Here is a 25,319-nt window from a genome sequence, read left to right as displayed (position 1 = left end):
GATTAGCATTATCGCTGGTGATGAAATTATTCATTATTCACCTGTGACAACGCAAAATCAACTGCTTTTTCCGCGTGTATCCGCGTAGTATCAAATAATGGAACAGTCGCATCCTCTGCGTTCACTAACAAGGTAATTTCCGTACATCCAAGGATAATCCCCTCTGCTCCCGCTTTCACTAGGGAATCCATAATTTCCCGATAAGCTTGACGTGATGCGCTGGTAATGATCCCTTTACAAAGCTCGTCAAAAATCACCTGATGAACAATATCTCGCTCTTTCTCCTCTGGTACAATAATTTCGATGCCGTGGTCTTTCATCTTTTCAATAAAAAAGTCCTGTTCCATCGTAAATTTCGTACCCAGCAATCCTATTTTCCGCAGCTTTTGTTCCCGAATCTTTTCTGCTGTGGCATCTGCGATATGTAAAAAGGGAATGGTAACGGAGGCAGAGATTTGTTTGGCAATTTTATGCATGGTATTGGTACAAACTAGCAAACATTCTGCTCCAGCCTTCTCAAGATGCTGTGCCGCTTGACCTAATATAGCCGTAGCATCGTCCCAACGTCCTTCTTTTTGACACTGAACAATCTCTTCAAAATTAACTGAGTATACAACACATTTGGCTGACGCAAGAGCTCCGACTCGTTGATTCACCATCTGATTGATGTTCTTATAGTATTCAGTAGTAGATTCCCAGCTCATACCGCCTAACAGACCGATTGTTTTCATGCTGTATCCTCCTTCTTCCCTGTTTTTGATAGATTTTGACAAGTTTATCATGAAGCCCTGAGACTGACAAGATAATGAAGACAGCACAAAGCACGAACTGTACCAAAACAAGCCTGTTTACATAAAAAAGCAAGATCATGAAAGGCAGGAATCGCCCTTTTATTGATCTTGCTTTTTTAGATTAGCGCTCTTCTTCTACTTGCTCTGCTTTTTTCGGCAGTAGAATCGTTACAAACATCCCAATAATCGCTGTTACAAATAGAGCATGGAAAACTTTGATTAAACCGGTTTCCATATGTCCTTGTAATAGATACATATTAAATACAGCACCAAACATCGTAATCCCTACAGTTTGTCCCATCGTTCTCATGAATTGTACGGAACTAGTCGCGACACCACGTTGGCGCCAGACGACGCTACTTTGTACTGCAATCGTGATAGCAGTCATTGTCAGCCCAAAGCCCAGTCCCAGAATAAACATTAAGAAGCCAATATAGAACACAGATGTTGCTGGCGTAAGGAATGATAGGAGAAGTTGACCAATCAAAAAGAAAACTCCACCAATTGCCACCAGCCATTTATATCCCAAGCGACTGTAATAACGTCCACCTACAGAAGCTGCTAATGGCCAGCCAAGCGACAATGGCAGAACGACAATCCCCGCAAGCGTTGCGGATAAGCCGACAATATTGATAAGCCAGTTGGGCATATAAACAGATACACCAATTAATAAAGCTCCATGTAAAACAGAAATAGCCTGCGAAGTTGCAATTAAACGACGCTTAAATAAGGGTAATGGAAGCATCGGTTCTGGTGTGCGTCTTTCAATAGCAAGAAAGATGCAAAATAGAACAAGGCTGACGATCAGTAAGGATATGGTTGTAGCATTAAAAGTAATCCCTTGTCCCTCACCCTCTGCTAAGAGTGTGTACAGGAACGAAACTAAACTGCCAGTGAAGAATAATGCTCCCCAATAATCGATATGAACCGTTTTAGGAGTAAGCTCTTCCTTGAAATATTTTGAAATCATAAAGATGCTAACAAGTCCAATTGGAATATTAATATAAAAAATCCATTCCCAAGCCACATAATCTACGAAAAAACCGCCAATTACAGGCCCTACGATTGCCGCTACTCCCCATACCGCACTAAATAATCCCATCAATTTAGCACGTTCTTCCTGTGTGAACAAATCGCCAATAATTGTCATAGTGATCGGTTGAACAGCTCCAGCTCCCAAGCCCTGAATACCTCGGTATAGCATGAGCTGTGTCATAGAGCCAGACAAGCCGCATAAAAATGAACCTGTTAAAAAAACAGTCGTACCAAATAAGAAGATTTTTTTTCGTCCAAACAAATCAGCTAGCTTTCCATAAATAGGTGTCGTAACAGCCGTTGTTAGCAAATAGATAGAAAACACCCAGGAAATGAGGGTTGTTTGTCCCAAATCATTTGCGATGGCAGGCATTGCCGTTGTTACTACAGTCGTATCAATGGCTGTTAAAAATGTCGTTACCATCAAAGCGGTCAGGATGCTTCTTTTAGAACGTACCATATTCGTACTCCTTTTTCTTCATAAACGTAATTGCTATTTTCTATACATAATAGTTGATTATGTTTCACAAAAAGACAATTGTCAATCGTTTCTTTCCAGCTCACTCCCCTCCTTTGTTTTCATATGAAAAGAAATAACCCCCCGATAGCGGAGGGTAAACAGCACACAAATATTATTCCCCAAAAGGAATCAAATTTGTAGCAGCAACTACTTAGGGTATCAATTCTTCTTTTTGTATAGAAAGAAATAACTCTTTTAACTCATTCGGCAATTCAACCGCACGCCGTTTAGTCTGATCAATCATCACCATTGTAACAAGGCCATCTGCGACCAAACCCTTCTTCTCATGATGCAATTCGTGCTTGATGACAAAGCTCCGTTTGCCTACGTTAACCAAGGTAGTGTGAATCGTAATCTCATCACCCATGACAAGCTCACTTCGATAATTGACATTCATATTCACAACTACCGGGAAAATATGCCGTCTCTGTAGCTCCTCTATAGTATATCCCTCAGTGATTAACCAGTCAAAGCGAGCCCATTCCATATATTCCAAATATTTGGCGTTGTTCACATGACCAATAAAATCAACTTCTGTAGAACGAACCGTAAAAGCAAAGGTATGTGCCATGTCTGTAGCCTCCTTATTTTCCCTTTTTTTGATTATATACGATTCTTGTAGAGCTTGAACATTTTTCTTTTTTGCTTGCGTGAAATTTCAAAAATTATCTCATATAATAAAGGACAAGGCTATGTATCCATACGTTAAGGAAGGGTGTGTCCCATGATTGTTCAAGAATTAGCACCACAATACCATGCTACTCATCAAAAGCGTTATCTAGCTTTATTGCAGGGAATCAGTGAGGAACATCTATCGTGGAAACTTCCTCCTGCCACTAATTCGATCGGGTTTCTTATCAGGCACATCGCTGAGGTAGAGTATGCTTTTTCTCAGATGTTTTTTAACCAAACACCTGCTAAGGAAGAAGGCATCTTTACCTTAGGCAAGGTTACAGACACAGGAGTCTGGGTTAACCTAAACGATTTGATGGATTACACGGAACGCGCTAGCCAATTCCTCTTGCAATCAATGGAATTATTACCGGAAGAAAGCTGGGATCAACCAGTCGAATCTCGCATTGGTGTCATGACCCCGCGTGATGCCTTTGGTCTATTACTTTATCATAAAGGATATCACGCTGGTCAAATTGGCTGGATAAAAAAATACGGAGCGCAAGCCTAATATGAGTCTATCCTTTTATCAGGATCAATTGCTGATCAATTCATTAGAGCAACAGGAACTGCCTCGTGCCGTTGAAATATATAACAGCAATCCGAACTATAATGTACTTACAAACGGAGAACCTACATTAACTCTCGCTGAACTAAGCCGAGAATATGAGGACGCAAACCAATATCCAACCGGTCATTGGCTAGCTATTCGGTATGAAGATAAAATCATTGGCATCTCGCATATTCTGTTGGAAAATCCAAACGACCAAAAACCTTGGATTGGTTTATTACTGATAGATTCCAGCTATCAGGGCAAGGGATACGGGAAAAAAGCCTATCTAATGTTAGAAGAGTATTTTCGTTCATTGGATAAAAAGACCGTACATATCGGTGTCATCACCTCCAATCAACGCGCATTAGATTTTTGGGGAAAATTAGGTTTCGAACAGTATCGGCAGGTGACTGCTTCAGTAGGGAAGCTGACGCAGCCGGTCTTATGCATGGCAAAATTTCTATAACAAAATGAAAAACCGACTTATCCTGTTTGAGGAGAGGCCGGTTTTTCATCTATGATTCATTTTCTAGCAAGGGGTATGCACATAGCCTACACATCCTATGCTGAAATAGAAATAGAAAGGATGCAACCTAAGCATCCTTCTTTTTATTTATTTACGAAGTTTGATTACCGTTTCACGTAATTGTTCCGTATCAATCGGTAATACTTCCACTTCATCTAAATTTTTCACTTTGTTAATTAATTCATTTACAGACTGATCCGGGATGTCACGTCCTCTAATTTGACGTAGAAAATCAAGTTGAGAAAAGGTTCTCCATAATACGAACAAGCGTTGACCAGTAAGCTCCATTTCGTTTCTCTCCCCACAACTAGAATAATTATAATTATACTACATTTATACCCCATTTTTCCTGCTTTAAAAAACTTCAATTTTCTTATAAAAAATTGGTTTATGTATCTTCTGATCATTTTACCTCAGAAGCTTATAAACCATATTAACCAATAGCGATTCAGCCATCGTGAACAACCAACCTTATTATATCGCACTCCTCCAGGATTTGTTAATAGCTTCCGATAATCCATCAAAAGATGTGATATAAGCATAGCAAAATTGATAACTGACTTCATGTGCCATCTACTGGAAGATAATATCTGCATGATTCAACACGCGAAGATAAAACAAGCCAAGCTTCCATGCATAGACACAGGTTAAATTGTACCCGCTTTCATCTCTATGCATAAACTTGGCTTTTACATCATATTACAACCCTATAGTTATCATGCCTTGCGTAATTAACGACTAAATAGACCCTTGATTACAAATGCTACATTGGCTGGACGCTCCGCCAAACGACGCATGAAATACCCATACCAATCATTACCATACGGAACGTACACACGCATTTTATAGCCCTCTTTTGCCAAATCTAGCTGGGACTGTGGACGGATACCATACAGCATTTGAAATTCAAATTGATCCCGCGAAAAACCCATCTCCTTTTCTAATTGCTTCACATAGGCAATAATGGCATCATCATGTGTGGCAATCGCTGCATAATTACCATTTTGGAGATGTTGCTTAATAATTTTCTTGTAATTCTCATCAACATCTATTTTTGCTGGATACGCTACCTCTGGTGATTCCTTGTAAGCACCCTTTACCAAACGTAGGTTACCTTTTTTATCTTTCACACTCTCCACATCATTCTCTGATTTATAGAGGTATGCTTGAATAACAGTACCAACATTATCATAATCCTCTAATAGTTCATGCAGGATTTCCAAGGTCACTTGATTATGAGCATAGTCCTCCATATCAATGCGCACAAAAATATTCCCACATCGCTTGGCTGTATCTAAAATTCGGCGCATGTTGCCAACACATAAGTCACGGCTAATATCCAAGCCCAGTTGTGTCATTTTAAGCGAAAGATTACAGTCCACTTTAGATTCATAAATGGCTTCTATCGTTTTCATGCAATAATCAGCGGATTCATTAGCCTCTTCTACGCTAAACACAAACTCTCCAAGATGATCCAGCGTGCAAACCAGCCCTTTTTGATTTAATTCACGGACACCACGAATGGCTTCTGCGATTGTTTCTCCCGCCACCACTCGTTTGGCGCCAAAACGAAGCCCCCATTTCTTTGCCGCTTTATTTAATCCCTGATTTTTAGAAAGGAATAAGAAAAAGTTCTTTAAGATTTGTTCCATCATTACATCCCCCTCAAGCTGCTTTACCAGTACATTTACTTTCTGCTTTATATACCAAGCAAGCATCGTGCCAATCGAGCGAATTCGGGAAAAATCTCATAAAATCGTCAATTTCTAACCTTTCTGGTGTCCCGTCGTATGAAAACACATAGTATTTTGACATTTATGTACACTTTTGTTCAAAATCATGTACACTAATGATTAAAGAGTGTCCTTTTTGTGAAAGTATCAATCATAATGTCAAACAGCACAGGTGATCTCATGAAATCCTTCTTCTCGTTACAAATGAAGGTAACCGCTTGTATGTTACCGCTTTCTTTCTCTGAGGATGTGACAAGTCAATCTAACACTGCTGGGGATGTCATGCATTCTTACTTGCCTGAATATTGTGCCATTCCTAGTTCACATACGCTATGGCAGGCCTTTTTATGTGCATCTAGCTTTCTTTCGCAATCAACAGCTCCAGCTTTCCACTCAAAGCTATTTGTGTTGGATTCCGCAGACGGCAAGCCTCTTGGCTATCTGCCCTTTAGGCAATTATTTGAGATCATTGGCACTGTCGCCAGCAATCAAGAAGCTCTCCTTCATACTTTATTGTCGACTATGAGCGAGGCGACCACCATTGTAGACTCTTTTAATCAGGTTGTTTATTGGAATCCAGCAGCAGAAAAGATGTATCAAATCAAAAAAGAAGATGTTGTGGGCACTTCGTTGGATAACCATTTTGCTAGCGAATCTATTCGCTTAAAGATTGCATTATCAGAGGGATCGGCTGTCCAAAGGCTCTACCATATCCCGCGTCCTAATCAACACGTTTTGATTAACTCAGCCCCAATCATTCAATCATCAGAGATTATTGGAGCCATCTCCATTGAGCAGGACATTACTGAATTAGTCAAACTGCATGAGGAATTAACTAATACAACAGAGCATTTACACAATTTGCAGCAGGAAATGACTCGCTACCAAGCTCCCACTGATCCATTTTTCCCTATCAAGGGACATTCGCCTGCTTTACAAACAGCTATGCAGACAGCCCGAAAGGTCGCCGTAACCGATGCTACTGTCCTTATATATGGAGAAAGCGGAGTGGGTAAGGAACTATTTGCTCAGGCTATTCATCAGGTAAGTAAACGCAGTAAAAAATCTTTTGTAGCCATTAACTGCGCAGCCATTCCTGCCGCCTTATTTGAAAGCGAGCTTTTTGGCTATCAGGGGGGAGCTTTTACGGGAGCCGAGCGAAAAGGGAAACCAGGAAAGATTGAGCTGGCTCATGAAGGTACGCTTTTTTTAGACGAGATTGGGGAATTACCGCTAGAATTGCAAGCGAAGTTATTACGTGCCCTACAGGAGCGACAATTCTATCGTGTCGGTGGAACAGAACCGATTTATGTGAATACACGAATCATTGCAGCTACAAACAAAAACCTAGAAAAAATGGTGGCAGAGGGACGTTTTCGTGAGGATTTATATTATCGATTAAATGTTTTTTCTCTAGAGCTTCCGTCGTTACGGGAACGTTCAGAGGATATCTTAGAATTGGTTCCGATTTTCCTGCATGAATATTCTCTTGCTAATAATCAAGCAGTGCCCCGCATTATGCCAGATGTGATGCAAGCACTCCTTGACTATCATTGGCCCGGAAACATTCGTCAGCTCCGCAACATCATTGAGCGTTTATCCATTTTACAAGAAAATGGAGTCATTACTTGGGAGCATCTTCCTGCCGCATTAAAGAACGCTCACGAACGTAATTCGGATCATCCGTCCAAATCCAGTAGCTCATCAGCTACAGAGCTGTCTTCAGCCTATATAGCAGCCACTGTATCTCCTTCTGCCATCAGCCAGACTACCTCTGAGATATATGGCTTACACAACGAATATGTACCAGCTCGGTTGGAAAAGGGGAGCGATATGGAAAAAACAAAAATATTACAAGCATTAGAACGCACTTATGGAAATAAAAAAGCGGCCGCGGAGCTACTAGGAATGTCACGCGGTACGCTTTATAACAAAATGAGAAGGTATGGACTTGTAGAGGAATCAATCAAACAATAACATTACACTTACACGAAGACACATTGATGTCTCGTATGTTTCGTTTCATACTTTTCCTGTTTTGTGGCAAAAGGTGACGTTGTAGGATCACAGCGCCTATCCTTGAAAAGGGCTAGCATGCTACCACAAAGTAAAAGCGAGGCTTGGCACCAACGCTACCAAGCCTCCTCCTAAAAGTGGAAGCAATTGTCCAAACGACGCTATTTATCGACCATAAGCTTTGATTCTGGTTGTAAAATAAAAATTTGCAGAATGGCAACAAGCTTACCCTTTTACATGTGGGCTACATACGAATCCGAGCATTTCGCAAAAAGTAAGACCCGATGGCTGCTAAAATCCCTAAAGAAATAAAACCGGCGTAATACGTAAATAAATCTTTTTCAATTACAGTTGAGGCAAAAAGTCCACCAAGTAAGGCAAAGCACAGAATAGCTCCCCCGTAAAACACAGGCTCTAACGCTGGAAACATAATAACCTTGCCATTATTCTCTAATCGATTGCGTTGATATAAGAAAATACCGAGTCCTAATGTAACAAGCAAATGCAAAAACGGAATCAAAAAAGGTGACGATAGCTTTCCAAACATGTTTACTACTACTAATGGACTTGTCAACAAGATAAGATTGATTGGAAATAAGTCAAAGTTTAATTCGATGCCAAAATTCATTTGTAAAAACCCGTTAGTTAAGAAGGCACTTCCAACAGGAAAGATACTAAAGATTAGGGACAGCATGGCTTGAACCATTGTTCCACCCGCTAAGGTTCCAATCATCAGGACAAAGCTATAAAAAGCGATGAGAGCTAATGATGACTGAAGTAAAGGATAAAGATGCTCCTTCAAAATGAAAAATTCTTGGAATGGAGAAACCAGGATAACGATCATATCAATTAAAGTATTCAATACTAAACTAATAACAATCGTTGATGCCCCTAGCATCCATTTGGTCAAATAAATATCTCTGCGTGAAAAAGGCATAGAGAAAGTAAAATCGTTTACTAGGCTTCTTCTCTCCGATCCCATCAATGTCAAAGCAATCAACAACAGTACTGGAAAGCTAGCAAATAGATAATTTGAATTATTAGTAGCAAAGTAAAAAAACTCTGCTCCTTCTTTTTTTAATCGAGCTACATTCATGATAACCTGGTTTTCAGTTAGAAATAAGGTATTCTGCATACGGGTGAAGCCCATACACAGAAAGGTAATAAACGGTAACAACCATATCATTGATTTACTCTGTTTCCATTCCTTTAGCCATAATGCTTTATGAAACATAATCGTCACCACCTAGCTTGGTAATAAATAAATCTTCTAAATCAACTGGTAATTTTTCTAATAAGAGTGGTTGTTCCTCTTGTAATCGAGCTAATGCTGAGCCTGTTGGATCCTCCAGTAATAAGGTATGTACACGCCCTACCTGCTGAAGAAGATATACCTGCGGCAGGTCAAGCAATGTCTGTGGAGCTTCTCCTTTAAAAACCACCTGAAACTTCTTAAATCTCTCTTCAGTATCTGTTTGCGAAGTCGTAGCTTCAACACTTCCTTTTTTAATCATGATAATCATGTCAGCTATTCTTTCTAGCTCTTCAAGTTGGTGCGAGGAAATGATAAAGCTTACTTCACGTTGGGCAACTTCTTCAACAATCATACCTAGTACCTGTTTTTTGACTATCGGATCAATTCCGTTTGTCGGTTCATCTAGTATAATCATGGATACCTTTGAGGAGAACGCTAAGATAAGTGACGCCAGAGCTTTCATTCCTTTAGAAAATTGACGAATTTTTTTTCGTCTTGGAAGCTTAAAGCGCTCCATCAGCGTTACATAGTAAGCATAATCAAAGTTAGGGTACATAGCTTTGTACAGCTTAGCGCATTCATCAGGTGTATAAAAATGCAACGCTTCTGGAGAATCTGGAACAAAAAGCATGTCTTTTTTACACTCCGGGTGCTGGTGGATGGAGCGACCATCCAGATCCACACTTCCCCCATCCGTATCCAAAATTCCCATGATCGTACGCAACAAGGTTGTTTTACCCGACCCATTACGACCTACAAGACCTACAATCACACCCCTAGGTATCTCAAAGCTAATGTTATGTAATATCTCTTCCTCATCAATTACTTTACTTACATTATATAAACTAAGCATTTGAATCACCTCGTAATTCTAACATGTACTTCTCAACCCACTCTTGTACTTGCTGTGTGCTAATCCCTAGGTAACTTGCTTCAATAACGATTTGTTTTAAGGATTCCTCGAATTTATCCAAACGCTCTGTTTCCATCCGAGGGACCTGTTGCTTAGCGACGAAAGTTCCTTTTCCACGCAACGTCTCGATAATTCCTTGCCTTTCCAATTCCTGATATGCCTTACTCACTGTATTTGGATTAACAACAATCATGCCGGACAGTTCTCGTACCGATGGCAATTTTTCTCCCTCCTGTAATATACCTTTTAGAATCAACTCTTTTATCTGCTGAATGATCTGTTCATAAATGGGCGAAGGACTTCGTTCATTAATCAGAATCATGATAATCAACCACCTCTTACAGTTCGGTGTGTACTATATCATGTAGTACACTTAATACACTACTTCTTTTTGTGTTTGGTGTCAATCCCTTTCACAACTACAGCCCAAAAGCACAGTCAAATCATACACCTCTTTTTTTCTTGCATGCAAAAAAAGCCCTTACCAACCTAATAAGATTGGCAAAGGCTTATGAAGATAAGTTGTGTTTGGAAAATACTACTGTTAACGACACTTCCAAATTCAGAAAATGTAAAACAAACCGAAAAAATAAGGTATAATAGGAACACCGTCAACAAAGGAGGTATTCCCTAATGAATCAATATAAATTGGTGACTTTTTTCCTTGCAGTGTTAGTTGCCTTCTGCTTGGTAGGAGTAGGTGTCTTTATTGGACTAAAAAGCGCACTTGGTATCATTGGCTGCTTGGTATTGGCAACCTGTTTGATGGGGTTCGGATTTTCTTATAAAAAGAAACATCTTCGTCCATAAATTATGTTTCCTTCCGGCGAATAAATAGGCTGTTTACGTAAAATAAAAAAGAAGTAAAACTGCTTGCCTTTTTTAATAAACGCTTGGAAATCGTATAAATTTGCGGCTGTTGCCGATTCACTTTCTGATCAGCCAAATAAAAGGCAAGTAGCCCGTCAACGATCATGCGGTGAAACGCAGGATGAGGCAATTGATCAATGCTTTGTTTGGCTCGTTCAATAAAGTATTGCAGCCGCTCATACGCTTCTTCATCAGATTGATAATAACTGACAAAGTTTAAATCCCCACCTTCTCGATCCTCTTCTAAATCAATCAGGTAATCTAGCAAAATATGTACGCCGCCTATCCAAGGAAAATAGGCATGATGTAATGCTTCTATTTCCTTAGGATCAACCGCAGGCTCTGTTGCCAAGCAAAACAAGGCAAAAATACCAATGGTCGAGCCAGTCGCCGCAGCAAACTCTTGCCATTCTATCTCTGGATAGCTTTCCTTATACTGATCCCACCATGTTAATAAGGCTTCTTCCCGTTTCTCTAAAGCGATATGTTTATATACCTGCAAATCGCTATACAACGTAGATAAATTCACAATATGCTGCTGAACATCTTTATAGGAAGGTAGATTTCGGACCATTTCTTGACATCGCAAAACTAATGCATTCAAAAAGCCGCCGTCATCCTTTTCCTCACGAAATTCATAGTAATCCCTTAGCGGTGCATCAGGAGTTAGTGCATCCTGCATGGAGTAATGTAGCTGACGAAAATCAATTGGATCAAGTGACGTACTACGATCACACAAATTATCTAGATAATCACTGATAGTCTGATAAGCTACGATTAGCTTGACCAGTGTTTCTTTATAGGCCATAACCTGAGAAGCATAAACAGAACCACCCTGACAATGAAATTTCTTGGTATCCATGCTAGCTATGGCTTGTTTTCGAAGCTCCCTATCCGGGATTTCTTTCGCTCGTTCATACCAATAAGCGAACTCTTGCTCAAGCAAGGGCAAAATATAGCGATAGACGCGATAAAGTAACTGCCAAGGCTTATGAATCGGTTTCGCTTGCAAGCTAAAGTTCCTCCTTTGGTTTTTTGCTATAAAACATCTTAACATATCTCTGGAGGAAAAATCTGCTTTATCCCCTTGTGTAACCAATTTGATATATCTTTAATACGAGGCTTCCTAAGATTTTACAGCCTTCAATCCATAGGCTCCTTGGCTATCCATCATTCGTATTTACTTACATATAGATGAAATGGTCTTCTTCATGTACTTGTGCATCACCTCAACCAGTGGATACTTTCCATTATGGATGCACCAATCAAAAATAATCCCCCTTGATAGCATAATTAAATATTCAAGTATTTCTTCCTCTTTTAAATCCATGGTTAATTCTTGTCTAGCTCGCCCCTGACTGATAATCTCCTGAAGCTTTGTCCAAGTAGAAGAAGGTTTCAAAGTAAACAGTCGATTATTTCCATGATAAAGCTGCTTATTAATGTGCAATCCCAGCTCAGATGTATGCTTGGCTAATTGAACAAAAAAATGTAAGAGCCGATCTTTTGTTGGCTCTTGTTTTTCGTCAGCTTGTATATCAAGAGCAAAGCGTTTATCGATTTCCTGAAATAAGCAAAGATAAATCTCTTCCTTGGAACTAAAGTAATAATAAAATGTTCCCACTGATACACTTGCTTTCTTACTAATTTCCTCGATAGAGATACTCTCATAATCTTTTTCTTTTATCAAATCCAGAGCTACATGATAAATAGTGCGTTTTGTTTCTATGGCTTTTTCTTGTCGCTTGGTTAATTTTCTTTCCGGCATCGTATTTATTCTCCTAATTAACATGTACGTATTGGAAGAGGACATATACTCCGCGTTGAAAAAGATGCGCCACTTCCTAGAGAATATTGTATCAATTTTTTCCAGTAGACAGCACACAATCTCTTAAAGTAAAAAATTTACATTTCTTCCTCCTTGATTTATACTTACTTTATAAACTGAATGATATTCAGTGAATGATATTCAGTTTAATTATTTTCGACATCTTTAAAGGAGGAAAGAGTATCATGAATGACATGAAACAATCTTTTATCATGATTCCTAGCAATTATTTTAGAGATGAAGAAGTTCAACTAGATCCTTATCATCCTTTTTTGTGGTACGAAAAAATGAGGCACCAATCCCCTGTTTTCTATAATGAAAAAGCAGACATGTGGAACGTCTTTCTCTATCACGATGTCAAACGGGTACTGGAAGACAAACAAAATTTTTCTAGCGTTTTGCCCCCAAAAAGAGCATCTCCATTTAATCGAAGTGTGATTGGCATGGATCAGCCTATGCACACAGATATTCGTTCTATTGTTATGCATTCTTTTACCCCGAAAATGATGAAAGCGTGGGCCCCACGTATTGAAGAAATCACGAAGCAGCTTCTAGAAAATGTGCAAGAGCAACAAGAATTTGATCTAGTACGAGATTTTTCTTACCCGCTACCTGTCATTGTAATTGCCGAGATGCTGGGGGTTCCTTCATCAGAGATGTCGAAGTTTAAGGAATGGTCAGATATTGTGGTAAGTTCCCCAGATAACGATGATCCAGATCATTTGACGCAATTCCTATCTGTTCGTACAAAAGCTGATCAGGAGTTAACAAGCTTTTTTACAGAAATTGTTGAACATAAACGAAAAAGCCCTCATCCAGAATCAGATATTATCTCTATTCTTATCCAGGCAGAAAGCGAAAAAAGCAAAATTTCCATTGATGAACTTGTCGCTTTTTGTAAATTGTTATTGGTAGCAGGAAATGAGACGACAACAAACTTTATTTCTAATACAATGTATAGTCTATTGGAGAGTCCCGGAGCTTATAGACAAATTCAGCAGGATTTATCCCTGATTCCCCAAGCTTTAGAGGAATCATTACGCTATCGTTCTCCAGCGCAACGAGTCGTCAGAAGAGTAGGGGCGGATGTGCAAATTGGGCCCCATCTGCTTAAAAAAGATCAGATTATCATTGCTTGGATAGGGTCAGCTAACCGGGATGAGACAGTATTCGAGCAAGCTTCTACTTTCGATATCAGTCGAAGGGTAAATCCTCATCTTGCCTTTGGACAGGGCATACATTTTTGCTTAGGTGCGCCTTTAGCAAGATTAGAAGCAAAAATTTCTTTGACAGAATTATTTAAAAATATCAAGCATATTTCCTTTCACGAGAACAATCAGCCGGTGCCTATTGCAAATAGCACTACCATATACGGTTTAAAAAGCTTTCCTGTTAGCGTTGACTGATCGCTCTATTTGTAGCTCCCCAAGCCTTTCAAACAGCTAAAACCCTCCACAGGGAGGGTTTTACTTGTTTATGATTCCATATTCTCTTCTAGCTCTCTTTGGTGATTCATATAAACTTCCTTTTTCAGATGCGTCCAGCCATCAGCTTGCTCAACCAGACCCTCTTTCATGAGTTTGCCCATAGCACGTTTAAAGGAAGCCTTGCTCATGTTAAAGCGATCCTTAATCTCTTCTGGTGTGGATTTATCTGTGTATGGCATCGCTCCACGTTCCTTTAGCACACCTAAAAGGATTTGAGCATCAATTCCATAGCGTACTTCTTTACGTTCCTGCATGGACCCATTCAAGCGGCCATCTTCACGTACATAGCTGACCCGAGCTCGTACTCTTTGTCCCATACGTAAGGATTCTGTCATTTCATCCTCATGAATAAATAAAATATGCTTATCGTCAGTAAATACGAATACACCTTCCATAAACACCCGGTAGACAATACCTTCTACCCATTTATTCTTCATTTCGCTAGTTGCATTCCGAGATAGGTCCCAAATGACATTTTCAGCGGCTGGCTCTCCTAAAAGACGACCGTGCTTGTCACGCTTTAAGGTCACCAATAGTTTATCCCCAACCTGTGGCCACTCTTCCCATTGCATAGGCAGATCATCTTTAAATACTAACAGGTCTTTTTGAATTCCATTATGTAAGAAAACACCCACGCGTGTGGAGACATCCACAACATCTAACCATTGATACTCGTCCTCTCTGACCAGAGGCATTTGCATCGTTGCTGCTAAGCGATTCTCATGGTCGTGATACAAAAAGACTTTTACAGTATCGCCTACCTCTAGCTGATCTGTCGCTTCATTTTGATGCAATAAAATTTCTACGTCGCCATCTGTTAAGAAATAGCCATACTCTTCCACTCTAGAAACAGGCAAAGAAACAATCGTCCCTGCCATGTATTTCGTAGATTGAGCTGGCATCGTCTTTTCAGAAAAGCTGGCGTTCCTGCTATCTCCTCTGTATCCGGCACGTGGTGAGCTAAAACGGCCGCCTTGCTGTCTGCCGCTGCCTCCGCCGCTTCTGACACCGCGTCCTCCTCTTCCCTGTCCGTCTCTATTACCAAACTGTCGTTTATCTCTCATTTCGTCACTTCCTACTCTATGTCACGCTCAATATATTCCGTAAGGTTATCCCTTCGTCCCCTCATTATACACAATCTGTTGGTACGTTCCACGTGAGACTTCACCGCTTGTACGGATTTTGTAAAAAATAAATACAAAATGTAGCTTTTTCGCTCCTTGAAGCTGTATCCAAAGAACAGCTTTCCTTACATCATTTACAATAAACATCTTTCTAAACTTTTATCCATAAAAACAGCAAGTCCGACTACTTATCTGCATACACTTGTCTTATCGAGTAGGAATCATGCTAAGAGGGGAGAAGAGCATGCTAGCATATATAGAATCGATTTTTCTTGGTATCATTCAAGGCTTTACTGAATTTTTGCCTATATCAAGTACAGGACATCTTGTCTTGTTTGGCAAATTATTCGGACTACGTGAAGCTGGTCTGCTATTTGATACATTACTGCATCTAGGTACATTGTTTGCCGTTGTCATTGTCTTTTGGGATGAACTTCTCTATGTGATTCGCAATCCATTCAGCAAATTAACTCGACTGTTGATCGTAGGTACCATTCCAACTGGCATTATTGGTCTGACTTTCAAAGATTATTTCGAGGAGATTTCACAGACGGGGCAAACCATCGGGGTAGAGTTCCTTGCTACAGGGCTAATTCTATGGGCCGTGGAATCCATGCGCAAGGGGACACGAGCTTTTGAACAAATCAATTATATAGATGCCTTATTCATTGGTGCTTTACAAGGAGCCGCTATTTTACCTGCTATTTCCCGTTCTGGCCTCACAATCGCTGGTGCATTGCTAAGAGGAATTGATCGTAATGATGCCGCGCGCTTTTCCTTTTTGCTATCTCTTCCCGCTATCTTAGGAGCATGCGTTTTACAGGCAAAGGATTTGGCTGAGATGTCTGTGCTACCAAACGGTATTATTCCTATGCTAGTTGGAGCTATCTTTGCAGGTATAACAGGATATATCGCTATTCGTTGGATGATTAAACTGATCAGTAGTGGGTCACTGAAGGTCTTTGCCTATTATGTATTCGCTTTAGGCGCTTGCATAATTGTATTACAATGGTTCGGAAAATGGTAACGTTCTTTTGTTATCTAGCAGACAAAAAGCGCACAGGAGCTTACTCTTCTGTACGCTTTTTTTGCTGTAGGTGCAAGCTTTTTCGTTTGTAAAGAGACTGGCCCTATCGGTTTCCTTCTCGTTGTTTCTCATGATAACGCTGGGCAACCATTTTCATTACCATGAACAGTACAGCATATACAGATACGGCTAATAACGAAGTAGCAAACCACGTCGGAGTCCCTAGGCTAAGATACATGACGATATGAGCAATAAACAATCCCACAATCCACGCTAATAAGTTAGCTCTCTGAAAAAAGTTCATTAGTGAACGCATATGACTCCTCCATCCTAGTGTTCCTAGGATTGGTATTGCCCAAATAATTAGCAAATATTCGTTGAAAAGCCTCCATACTGCAATAAATGCGCTGTTGCAAGCAAGCTGGCTTTTCACCATACGGCAAAGATACTCTAGGCTATCCTCTAGGAATTTCAACACGAACAAAGCTCTTTATTTTTCCTTCTCCGTCTATCCCAATCTGTATAGCATCATCTACCGCAGGCGAGCTTTTGGCATTTATACGCTGGTAGGTAATTACTCTGATGCCCTGTAAGATGTTATTTGGTTCAGCAGTGACTTGGCTAACGGATTGCTCATAAGGTAAATGAGATACTATCTGATACTCACTAGCTTCTCTGCCCAGCATACTCTCAAGAAAAGCCTGAGCTTGTTTTCCTGCTTCCCATTCGTTGGATAAGAGGGGGGCAGGCTGATTTTTTTCACTTATAGATAGGGCTCGCAATAAGCGCCCATTTTTACCGTTGATTGTAAGAGATAGCTTTTCATCTGTTCCTTTTGCCAATTGAACGTCCCAATATTCCCGACTTTCTTCTCGGCGAAATGTTCCTTTCACAATCTGATACTGGCTCCATGGCTCATAGCTATTTATCAGATGCTCAATTCTCTCGCGCCATTCTTTCGGCCAAGCCTTCTGAGGGTCCTGCTGCTTCAATGGTCTAACTATTGTTCTCTCTCCACTTTTTCCCGTATTGTTTGGAAATGAGAACGCTGGCTTTATCATTTCGGCTTGTGCCCAGCCTGAGGTTGGAATCAGCAAGGCCGTCAGACAAGTGACGTATAGCATTCCGATCATCTTCCGTCTCGATCCCTTTCGTTTCATACATACTTCCTCCTTCGCTATACCTAGGATGAATTTACTTTATTAGACAGTTTTTAAAATCATTTGTTACAATAAAGTAATAAATTGGATAACCTTTACCCTAATGCTTTTGCGTATGAAATCAAGGAATACCTCATGAAACAGCAAGCTATCCGGATATAAATTCCTTGCTCATTTTTATCTAAATATTTACAATTAAAATACTATTTGACACCTACCAGAAAATACTCTATTGATTTTAAAATGAAGGGGGTAATCGCTATGAAATTACCAACGTGGGCTGAGTCTTATTTGCATAAAATACACCTGAAACAAGAAAAGCCTTCCTACGAATTTCTCGAAAAAATTTGTCGTAATCACCTATCAACAATACCTTTCGAAAATATAAGCAAGCTGATTTACTATCGAGAATATAACCAAAACAACTTCTACATTCCCCCGCTGGATATTGTTACTCTGCACCTCTATACCATGCAATTTGGTGGAACATGCTACGTGCTTAATTCAACGTTGCAGCAGCTTTTATTAGAGCTTGGATTCTCAGCAAAATTACTTCCTGTTGGCCAAACACATATTGCTATTCTGGTTGATCATCCTGAGGAACCAGGCATACCTTTATATGTAGATTGTGCTTCTGCTGCTCCTTTTTTTACACCCGTTGATTTTACACGCAACCCGGACAATTGCAGTGAATACGCTGATATTGCCGTTCGTTTAGTTGCAGATACAAAAAATCCGGGACGCTATCTCTACAACCGGTACGTTAAAAATCAATTAACCGAACAGGACTGGACGTTTGACCCAACTGTCACGAAAAACCTGATCTACTTTAATAATACAGTGGCAAAATCATTTGATCTAGATAGAAAATTTATGTCTCTACTATTCATTCAATTATTCCAGCTAGATCAACATCGGAAGGTAACGATTTACAATAATGAATTTAGTATTGTAGATGAAAGTGGGAATGAACAGCTTAAACTTCTGTCTAATACGGAAGAGATAGAGAAGGTCTTACAGGAGGAATTCAAGCTCCCCAGATTACCTGTAAGAGAAGCTGTCGAGGTTCTTGCTGAATTAGGAATTAACATCTTTGAAAAAAAGATAAAAAAGCAACAAAATAATTTGGTTTAAACATAATTCACCGTGTCGTCATTGTCAAATGGAGGAAAAAATAGTAGGATCATTTTCCACACATATGCTTGTAGAAAAACATTTGAAAAGCTGTGACCAGAGGAGGATTTTATGGCTAAACCACAATTTATTGATTTAAGCGTTACCCTAAGTCCCAACATAAAAGAGCCGTTACCGGCAAAAATTGATTATTCCTCCCACGAGGAAGGTGCCATTCAGGCAGCTCAAATCCTAGGTCTTACTCCTGGAGACTTTCCAGAGAAAAAAGCTTGGGCAACGGAGACAGTGACCGCAAATACTCATTCAGGAACACATGTTGACGCCCCTTGGCATTACTGGCCGACTTCAGAAGGTCAACCTTCCAAAACCATTGATGAGCTACCACTAGAATGGTTTTTTGCAGACGGTGTTGTATTTGATTTTAGTGACAAGGAATCGGGTTATGAAATTACGACGAATGACCTAATTCAAAAGCTAAAGGAAATGGATTATCAGCTAAAACCATACGATATTGTGTTAATTCGTTCCGATGCTGATAAAAAAATGATGGATGACAACTATGCTTACATTCATGTTGGCGTATCTGCCGAAGCAACTCGCTGGCTTATTGAGCAAGGAATCAAGGTCATGGGTACTGACGGCTGGGGCTGGGACATCCCTCTTACTATTCAAGCTGCGAATTACAAGCAAAAGCCACGGGAAGGACTTCTCTGGGCAGCTCATTACGTTGGAAGAGATAAAGAATATTGCCAAATCGAAAAGCTTGCTAACCTAGATAAAATCCCGACACCTTATGGCTTCAAAATCAGTTGTTTTCCCATTAAAATCGACAAAGCAAGTGGAGCTTGGACAAGGCCTGTAGCGATTATTGAAACCCCGTAGATACGACAAAAGACCAAAGAATATGAAGGTACTCATTCCAAAAAATTGACTACTTAATCTCAAATAGCCTTAGTCCCATTTGCTGGACTGAGGTTTATTTATTCCCCATGAAAAATCCCCTTTACCGCTTACCGTTGTGCTACTCACACAGGTAATGTAAAGGGGATGCTTTTTTACTTTATCGAGATGCTCTTCTTAGTAAACATTCACGGTGATGTTTACGTTCTTGTTACCGAATTTCACCTTAACAATTGCTTTACCAGCCTTGCGCGGAATAATTTTTCCGTTTTTAACTGTTACGATATCCGTATTCGTGCTTGTCCATGTTGCTTTAGAGGTAACATCCTCGTTTGATCCTGCTTTGTAGATAGCAGTAGCTTTTATTTCAAAATCATCATCGTCTTTGAACAGGTGTAGCTGCTGTGTCGTAACCAACAATTTATTCATTTGGTCGACTTGTACGCTTACAGTTGCCTTTTTGTTACCAAAGCTTGCTGTTACCGTAGCCGAACCCGCTTCTTTTGGTTTAATTAATCCTTTATCAACAGTAACTGCATTACCTTTTACCTGCCAAGTTACTTTATCTGTAACATTTTCCTTGGAAGAATCCGTATAAACAGCCGTCACAGAAACTTTTTTCGAATCATTTCGAAGCAAATCCACTTTTTTCGAGCTTACTTCCAATATTTTTAGCTTTTTGGATACCGTTACAGACGTGGTAACTGATTTACCCATATAGCTGGCTGTAATTACCGCTGTTCCTGCTCCTACAGCTTTTACTCTACCGTTAGTAACAGTTGCTACCGAGCTGTTTGACGTACTCCAAGCTGCCTTGGAAGTGACAGAAACAGGTCTTCCTACTGTGTATTGTGCACTTAGAGTAAGTGATTTCGTGTTCCCTGCTTCAAGTGCCAGAGTATTGGCTGAAATCTTCAAAGAAGACAGAACCTTCTCGGCAGGCTTGGTTGCAGGCTTGGTTGCGGCTTCCAAAACGGAAGTAGTCGGCATACCAAAGGCCATACAAATAGCTAAACCCAATCCAAATATCTTATAAAACCTATTCTTTCTCATTCGTTCACCCATCCTCTAACTATCTTTAACGTAAATGAAATTGATATCTCATATAATTATATCGGCAAAGAAGGGGAACTTGTAAAGACCAAAAACCATTTTTTTGTAATATTAACCATGAATAAAAGCTTTACGCACACGATCCCAAAAGGTTAGACGCTTGTATCGAGCAAATTTGACCTTTTGAGGACCAACACGACAGGTGATTGAATCAACATTTTTCCAAACGCCCTGCTCTCGATCCATGCCAAGCATGATTTCAGGATTCATAATAATCAGCTCTACCTGATGGTGCTTAGGTAAAACTAGTGCGCTGTTTATCGTCCGATAGGATTGATTATTGATGGAAGCAATTTCTGCTAGCTGGATTGCCTCTAGGGAAGGATGCAGCAAGGCACCATCCACCGCTTTATTATAAGCAGTGCTACCTGAAGGCGATGAAATAATAAGACCGTCTCCGCGAAAATGTTCAAATTCTTGCTCATTAATAAAAACGGAGACTACCAAGGAAGAAAGGCTGGCATTACGAATGACTAGTTCATTTAGTGCCCACTTCTCCAATAGCTGTCCATCCTTGGTGCGAATTTGACAGGAAACAGTTGGGTATTCGGCTATTAAAGGGTCTACCTGTTCCAAGGCCTCAGCAAATTCATCCAATTGATCAGGATGCCAGTCCGCATAAAATCCCAAATGGCCCGTATGAATCCCAATATAATGCGGCTCGAATCCATATTGATGAACAGCTTCCAGCATGGTTCCGTCACCTCCAATAGACAAAACCATATCCGGTTTTTCTTGACTATTGGCATCTAAAAAACGATAGGAACGCGAAGTGGAAGCAGCCAGCTTTTCACGCAATCTTATATCCACCTGACGTGTATGATCATCATTACGTAAAACCGTTGCGATTTTCATTTCGTTAAAATCCTTTCTCTTTTGCGATAACCTTGATTTCATATTCATCATACTATTGCAAGTAGCTATCAGCAAATGAGTTAACAACTATTTTACAAAAGGTCGAGGATTTCTCTTTTCCTCATTCTCCCGCAAATATCGTCTGTTCTAATCTATTCAACAGTTCTTCAGCCTGTACTATGTATGTCGATTCTATATCCGCATCTTTATTAATGGGTTCTTGAAACTGATTAAACATAGAAGAAACGACCGAAGCGGCTGCGTAATCAGTATCATCATCAGAGCCGGTTTGGTAGATATGCTTCAGGACAAATGGTTGTTCAAAGCGTAAAACAGCTTGAGGCTGATCTAGCTCGCCGCTCACTACCTGTACAGGTAAACGTAAGAACACCATGCCTTTATCATCGAGCTTGCGATCCAAAAAGCCACTTCTATATTCCCAATTGGACAAAGTAAAGCCTTCTTTCCCCAACGTCTCCATAAGATCACCGTATGTCGCTTGTTTCCCTTCAATTTGACTTGCTATTTGTTTCATCGAAGCTACCCCTTTCCTTTCTTCTTATCCGTATAGCCTTCTCCAAATTACTTTGATTTAATTAGCATCCATCATTTACCACCAGTAGCTTTTAAAGGAATTCAATGCTCTGTGTCGAAAGGGAAGGACAAGAAGAAATCTATCAATTTACAACATGTACTTACTCGGAAAGGAATTTTATTTTTGTGAAACGAATCTTGCTAACACTATCGCTACTTTCAATTACACTCGGAGGAAGCCAGCTAGAAGCAGCCACTGGCTCAAATGTATCGGCAGCTCCAAAGGTAACGGCTACACAAAAGGTAGTTAGCTATTATGCCGAAAATTATCCAGGTGATTTAGCCGCCTATACCTCCCTGCATCATTACCAGGATAGAATCTCTGACGTCGCCTTCTTTAATTACAATGCTACCAAGGAAGGCAATTTGGTAGGAGTCCTGCCTAAAACAGCGTTACAGTTAACGAAAGATACAAAAAAGGGCAGCTTTTTAGTCATTACGAATCATGGGAAAAAATTATTTGATAAGGAAATCGTCCATTCGATCCTGGCCAACAAGGATTATAAAGCGCGTTTTATCCAACAAGTCCTTACCACCGTACAGCAAAATCAATTATCAGGTGCTAATCTTGATTTTGAAAATGTTCCGGCCGAAGATCGTCAGGCCTATTCCTCGTTCGTTGGAAGCTTAGCAGACCAGCTTCATGCGATTAAAAAGCAATTAATCGTCTCTGTGCCTGCCAAAACAAACGATGACCCTGCTATCTTCTGGGTATATGGCTTTGATTTAAAAGCACTGGGTGCCAAGGCCGACTATCTTCAACTAATGACGTATGATGAGCATGGAACATGGTCAGAGGAAGGTCCAGTTGCCTCCTACAATTGGGTGGAGGATGTTATACGCTATAGCGTCTCTCAAGTACCAGCCTATAAGCTATTAATGGGTATTCCAAGCTATGGCTACGAGTGGAGTACCGAGAAAAAAAGGGCAATCAGCTTCCGTAATATACCTGCCATCATTAAGGAAAATCAAGCCGTTCCAGCATGGCATGATACATATAAATCGCCCTATCTGCACTATATGAAAAACGGCGTTTGGCATACCCTTTGGTATGAGAATGAATATAGTATCGCCGCTAAACGTAGCTTGGCTCTAAAGTACAAGCTGGCTGGCTTTGCCGTTTGGCGCCTCGGATATGAGAACGACACTTTTTGGACGGCGCTTCTTCCTAAGTCATAAATGAAAACTGGTTTTTCCATTCCAAAAGCCGTCAGCATTTCAAGTTGCTGACGGCTTTTGAGCTATTCTAGACGAATGCCAAGCTGACTTTCGACACTTCCTTACTAGGTACATGCTTCATCTTATCCAGCTTCCAGGTCCCTAGCTCCTTAAGCAGGAAATAGACGATCTGCCGCCCATCTGGTCGCTTATACAAGATGTAGCCGTCCCGTTTACCAAGAAAGGTCATAGGCAATAGATAAACTTGCTTTTGAATCGCTTCTTTTTGGGAAAGCAATTCCTGATTCAGCAAGAGTAAGGCATTATCAGGCTCATCGCGATATTGGTGAGCAATTTGGTAATATCCGATTTGCTGATAGCCAGCCAGTTTTATTTGAAAGTAATCCTCAAATTCCTTTTGTACCTGTTGCTCCTCCACCTTGCGCTTTTCCTCCCACTCGTCGCCTTCATGAGAATATCCAGTCAATTGTACCCCGTTTGGGTGTACTGCAAGCTTAATCGTTTCAATTGCAAAAGGCGGTGAATGATTTCCCTCATAGGTTTTCACCTGAAAAACAGCTTCATAGGAATGAGGCTGATTGGTTAGACGAGAGACACCTACCACCTTGGCTGAGGATAGATCATAGGCTCGTGGATAACCATAGTAGTGAGTGATTGCTTTGATTACATGGGGATTCATCGTCAAAATAAGAGCTCCTTGTATCGGATCAGAAGGTACAGGAGATGGTAGTTGAGCCCATGCGATCTCTGAAGAGGTAGATACAGTAAACAGAAGCAAAGTAAAAGCAACTATCACCATATGCTGCCATCTATTTGCCCATTGCTTCATCTGCGATCATCTCCTTTTTCTGTTAACCTTCCTCAAACTCCCATGCTTTATGAAAAGGGTGAGCGCCTTCTCCTCATTTTTCCTCGGACGAAACAAGACTGAACCTATTAGGCAAGAAAGGATTCATATGCTCTGTTTCATCTGAACTGACATATTCGGCGATCAACTTCGCCGTAATCGGTGCTAACAGGATTCCATTCCGGTAATGTCCGCAGGCTAGGGTTAGCCCACTCCAGTTTGGCACTGGCCCTAAAATAGGATGTCCATCAGCCGTAGCAGGCCGTAATCCTGCCCAAGCCTGTAAAAATGGAGCTTCAGAAATCGCTGGTACAATTGACATTGCCCCCGTTAATACTTTCGAAACACCATAAACAGTGGAAGAGCGATCAAAGCCGGCTAAATCTTCTGTAGCTCCAACAATAATTCGTCTATCCTGCTTAGGCACTAGATAGCCGTTTTTTCCAAAGACTACATGGGAAAGAGGCAAATGATTCGAATCAACCGCCGCGATTTGTCCCCTTACTGGATAGACAGGTACATTCACTCCCACCTGACGTAAGATATCAGCAGTCCACGCCCCGGCTGCTACAATCACGTGATTAGCTTCCAGCTCCCCTTTCTCTGTTACAACGCCTGTCATTTTCCTTCCAGTATGCTTTAATTTGATTACAGCAGTATTTTGGAATAAACGAACATGTCGGTTTTTGGCCTGTATCACTAGGGCTTCTACTAACAGACGGTTATTGATGTCAGCCTCGTGTGGAGAATAGATGGCTTGGCGTACCATTTTTGATAGATGTGGCTCTTGTTTCTGCACTTCTTTTCCAGACAACAATCGGATATCATAACCTTCAGACTTTTGCCACTGGTAGCGCTCCTGCAACCACTCCTCCTCCATGTCGGTCATGGCTACTGTCAAAATACCTGCTGTAGATAGCTGGCAATCAATGCCGGTAGCCTCCTTCAGTTCAAGCACCCAATTCTTATAAAGATCCAATGAACATATTCCCATGTCAAGAAGTGGCCCTGGCTTCGTAAATTCCTTTAAAGGAGCAAGCATTCCCGCCGCTGCAACGGATGCCTCCCCTCCAAACACTCCCTTTTCGATGAGAGTAACCGTCATGCCTACAGGAGCAAGTTCCGTGGCAATCGCCAAACCAATAATTCCTCCGCCAATCACAATGATGTCTGAACAGCTTTTCATT

General features: G+C 40.6%; 27 protein-coding genes. 9 read left to right on the top strand and 18 right to left on the bottom strand.

Translation table 11 applies throughout. From position 1 onward, the window contains the following. Window positions 1-26 precede the first annotated feature (26 nt). From BRLA_RS03420 to BRLA_RS03410, 3 genes are all read right to left on the bottom strand, one after another. Window positions 27-731, bottom strand: coding sequence for an aspartate/glutamate racemase family protein (locus tag BRLA_RS03420; protein ID WP_041751936.1), 705 nt, complete (start codon window positions 729-731; stop codon window positions 27-29). Window positions 732-912: 181 nt separating this feature from the next. Next, the gene (locus tag BRLA_RS03415; RefSeq protein ID WP_003335465.1) at window positions 913-2,286 is read right to left on the bottom strand and encodes an MDR family MFS transporter; all 1,374 of its coding nucleotides are present in this window, start codon (window positions 2,284-2,286) and stop codon (window positions 913-915) included. Between the two features lie 211 nt (window positions 2,287-2,497). Then, on the bottom strand, window positions 2,498-2,917 hold the full coding sequence (locus BRLA_RS03410) for an acyl-CoA thioesterase (protein ID WP_003335466.1): 420 nt from the start codon (window positions 2,915-2,917) through the stop codon (window positions 2,498-2,500). Window positions 2,918-3,070: 153 nt separating this feature from the next. On the opposite strand from BRLA_RS03410, the gene BRLA_RS03405 reads away from it, so the two are divergent. After that, complete coding sequence (locus tag BRLA_RS03405) at window positions 3,071-3,529, top strand: DinB family protein (RefSeq protein WP_003335467.1); 459 nt, start codon at window positions 3,071-3,073, stop codon at window positions 3,527-3,529. A 1-nt stretch (window position 3,530) separates the two neighbouring features. Further along, complete coding sequence (locus BRLA_RS03400) at window positions 3,531-4,037, top strand: GNAT family N-acetyltransferase (protein WP_003335468.1); 507 nt, start codon at window positions 3,531-3,533, stop codon at window positions 4,035-4,037. Window positions 4,038-4,184: 147 nt separating this feature from the next. On the opposite strand, the gene BRLA_RS03395 is transcribed toward BRLA_RS03400, so the two are convergent. Together BRLA_RS03395 and BRLA_RS03390 are read right to left on the bottom strand one after the other, a co-directional pair. After that, window positions 4,185-4,385 carry a hypothetical protein gene (locus BRLA_RS03395; protein WP_003335469.1) on the bottom strand — a complete coding sequence of 67 codons (201 nt, stop codon included), beginning with the start codon at window positions 4,383-4,385 and terminating at the stop codon, window positions 4,185-4,187. A 443-nt stretch (window positions 4,386-4,828) separates the two neighbouring features. Further along, entirely contained in the window at window positions 4,829-5,749 is a 921-nt protein-coding gene (locus BRLA_RS03390) for a proline dehydrogenase family protein (protein WP_041751935.1), read from the bottom strand. A gap of 261 nt (window positions 5,750-6,010) precedes the next feature. Here BRLA_RS03390 and BRLA_RS22740 point away from each other — a divergent pair, with 261 nt between their 5' ends. Further along, complete coding sequence (locus BRLA_RS22740) at window positions 6,011-7,807, top strand: sigma-54 interaction domain-containing protein (protein WP_003335471.1); 1,797 nt, start codon at window positions 6,011-6,013, stop codon at window positions 7,805-7,807. Window positions 7,808-8,090: 283 nt separating this feature from the next. Here the strand turns inward: BRLA_RS22740 and BRLA_RS03380 are convergent, their stop codons facing one another. Genes BRLA_RS03380 through BRLA_RS03370 form a run of 3 tightly spaced genes read right to left on the bottom strand, consistent with a single transcriptional unit; the run spans window position 8,091 to window position 10,336 of the window. Next, window positions 8,091-9,080 carry an ABC-2 transporter permease gene (locus tag BRLA_RS03380; RefSeq protein ID WP_003335472.1) on the bottom strand — a complete coding sequence of 330 codons (990 nt, stop codon included), beginning with the start codon at window positions 9,078-9,080 and terminating at the stop codon, window positions 8,091-8,093. Next, on the bottom strand, window positions 9,070-9,954 hold the full coding sequence (locus BRLA_RS03375) for an ATP-binding cassette domain-containing protein (protein WP_003335473.1): 885 nt from the start codon (window positions 9,952-9,954) through the stop codon (window positions 9,070-9,072). Before BRLA_RS03375 ends, BRLA_RS03380 begins: the two co-directional genes overlap by 11 nt. Further along, complete coding sequence (locus tag BRLA_RS03370) at window positions 9,947-10,336, bottom strand: GntR family transcriptional regulator (RefSeq protein WP_003335474.1); 390 nt, start codon at window positions 10,334-10,336, stop codon at window positions 9,947-9,949. The genes BRLA_RS03375 and BRLA_RS03370 overlap by 8 nt, the downstream gene beginning before the upstream one ends. Window positions 10,337-10,647: 311 nt before the next feature. On the opposite strand from BRLA_RS03370, the gene BRLA_RS23920 reads away from it, so the two are divergent. Further along, window positions 10,648-10,824: a DUF5325 family protein gene (locus tag BRLA_RS23920; protein ID WP_003335475.1), complete on the top strand. Its 177-nt coding sequence runs from the start codon at window positions 10,648-10,650 to the stop codon at window positions 10,822-10,824. A gap of 1 nt (window position 10,825) precedes the next feature. Here BRLA_RS23920 and BRLA_RS03360 read toward each other — a convergent pair whose 3' ends face one another. Together BRLA_RS03360 and BRLA_RS03355 are read right to left on the bottom strand one after the other, a co-directional pair. Beyond that, window positions 10,826-11,896: a tetraprenyl-beta-curcumene synthase family protein gene (locus BRLA_RS03360; RefSeq protein WP_003335476.1), complete on the bottom strand. Its 1,071-nt coding sequence runs from the start codon at window positions 11,894-11,896 to the stop codon at window positions 10,826-10,828. A gap of 168 nt (window positions 11,897-12,064) precedes the next feature. Further along, window positions 12,065-12,652, bottom strand: a complete 588-nt coding sequence (locus BRLA_RS03355; protein ID WP_003335477.1) for a TetR/AcrR family transcriptional regulator — start codon at window positions 12,650-12,652, stop codon at window positions 12,065-12,067. A 245-nt stretch (window positions 12,653-12,897) separates the two neighbouring features. Here BRLA_RS03355 and BRLA_RS03350 point away from each other — a divergent pair, with 245 nt between their 5' ends. After that, window positions 12,898-14,118, top strand: a complete 1,221-nt coding sequence (locus tag BRLA_RS03350) for a cytochrome P450 (protein WP_003335478.1) — start codon at window positions 12,898-12,900, stop codon at window positions 14,116-14,118. Window positions 14,119-14,186: 68 nt separating this feature from the next. On the opposite strand, the gene BRLA_RS03345 is transcribed toward BRLA_RS03350, so the two are convergent. After that, window positions 14,187-15,263 carry a CvfB family protein gene (locus BRLA_RS03345; RefSeq protein WP_003335480.1) on the bottom strand — a complete coding sequence of 359 codons (1,077 nt, stop codon included), beginning with the start codon at window positions 15,261-15,263 and terminating at the stop codon, window positions 14,187-14,189. 304 nt (window positions 15,264-15,567) lie between these two features. Here BRLA_RS03345 and BRLA_RS03340 point away from each other — a divergent pair, with 304 nt between their 5' ends. After that, window positions 15,568-16,350: an undecaprenyl-diphosphate phosphatase gene (locus BRLA_RS03340; protein ID WP_003335482.1), complete on the top strand. Its 783-nt coding sequence runs from the start codon at window positions 15,568-15,570 to the stop codon at window positions 16,348-16,350. A 103-nt stretch (window positions 16,351-16,453) separates the two neighbouring features. Here BRLA_RS03340 and BRLA_RS03335 read toward each other — a convergent pair whose 3' ends face one another. Together BRLA_RS03335 and BRLA_RS03330 are read right to left on the bottom strand one after the other, a co-directional pair. Then, complete coding sequence (locus tag BRLA_RS03335; protein WP_022585681.1) at window positions 16,454-16,666, bottom strand: hypothetical protein; 213 nt, start codon at window positions 16,664-16,666, stop codon at window positions 16,454-16,456. 139 nt (window positions 16,667-16,805) lie between these two features. Further along, a complete protein-coding gene (locus tag BRLA_RS03330; RefSeq protein WP_041751933.1) occupies window positions 16,806-17,510 on the bottom strand; it encodes a hypothetical protein in 705 nt (234 codons plus the stop codon). A 261-nt stretch (window positions 17,511-17,771) separates the two neighbouring features. Here BRLA_RS03330 and BRLA_RS03325 point away from each other — a divergent pair, with 261 nt between their 5' ends. Then, window positions 17,772-18,644, top strand: a complete 873-nt coding sequence (locus BRLA_RS03325) for an arylamine N-acetyltransferase (RefSeq protein ID WP_003335485.1) — start codon at window positions 17,772-17,774, stop codon at window positions 18,642-18,644. Between the two features lie 111 nt (window positions 18,645-18,755). Next, window positions 18,756-19,526 (top strand): cyclase family protein, encoded by a 771-nt coding sequence (locus BRLA_RS03320; protein WP_003335486.1) that lies wholly within the window; start codon window positions 18,756-18,758, stop codon window positions 19,524-19,526. 195 nt (window positions 19,527-19,721) lie between these two features. On the opposite strand, the gene BRLA_RS03315 is transcribed toward BRLA_RS03320, so the two are convergent. The 3 genes from BRLA_RS03315 to BRLA_RS03305 all read right to left on the bottom strand — a co-directional run bounded on the left by BRLA_RS03315 (window position 19,722) and on the right by BRLA_RS03305 (window position 22,047). Further along, on the bottom strand, window positions 19,722-20,597 hold the full coding sequence (locus BRLA_RS03315; protein WP_003335487.1) for an Ig-like domain-containing protein: 876 nt from the start codon (window positions 20,595-20,597) through the stop codon (window positions 19,722-19,724). Between the two features lie 111 nt (window positions 20,598-20,708). Next, entirely contained in the window at window positions 20,709-21,512 is an 804-nt protein-coding gene (locus tag BRLA_RS03310) for an NAD kinase (protein ID WP_003335488.1), read from the bottom strand. A gap of 121 nt (window positions 21,513-21,633) precedes the next feature. Then, window positions 21,634-22,047, bottom strand: a complete 414-nt coding sequence (locus BRLA_RS03305; protein WP_003335489.1) for a YugN family protein — start codon at window positions 22,045-22,047, stop codon at window positions 21,634-21,636. Window positions 22,048-22,232: 185 nt separating this feature from the next. Between BRLA_RS03305 and BRLA_RS03300 the strand changes: the two genes are divergently transcribed. After that, window positions 22,233-23,285, top strand: coding sequence for a glycosyl hydrolase family 18 protein (locus BRLA_RS03300; protein WP_041752472.1), 1,053 nt, complete (start codon window positions 22,233-22,235; stop codon window positions 23,283-23,285). A 67-nt stretch (window positions 23,286-23,352) separates the two neighbouring features. Here BRLA_RS03300 and BRLA_RS03295 read toward each other — a convergent pair whose 3' ends face one another. Together BRLA_RS03295 and thiO are read right to left on the bottom strand one after the other, a co-directional pair. Beyond that, window positions 23,353-24,114 carry a DUF3888 domain-containing protein gene (locus BRLA_RS03295; protein WP_003335492.1) on the bottom strand — a complete coding sequence of 254 codons (762 nt, stop codon included), beginning with the start codon at window positions 24,112-24,114 and terminating at the stop codon, window positions 23,353-23,355. A 73-nt stretch (window positions 24,115-24,187) separates the two neighbouring features. Further along, window positions 24,188-25,318, bottom strand: a complete 1,131-nt coding sequence (gene thiO, locus BRLA_RS03290) for a glycine oxidase ThiO (protein ID WP_003335493.1) — start codon at window positions 25,316-25,318, stop codon at window positions 24,188-24,190. Window position 25,319 lies beyond the last annotated feature (1 nt).

The sequence above is a fragment of the Brevibacillus laterosporus LMG 15441 genome (genome assembly GCF_000219535.2).
Classification (GTDB): Bacteria; Bacillota; Bacilli; order Brevibacillales; family Brevibacillaceae; genus Brevibacillus_B; species Brevibacillus_B halotolerans.
The sequence above is the reverse complement of the archived record's forward strand: the minus strand, read 5'-3'. Positions and strand labels throughout refer to the sequence as shown.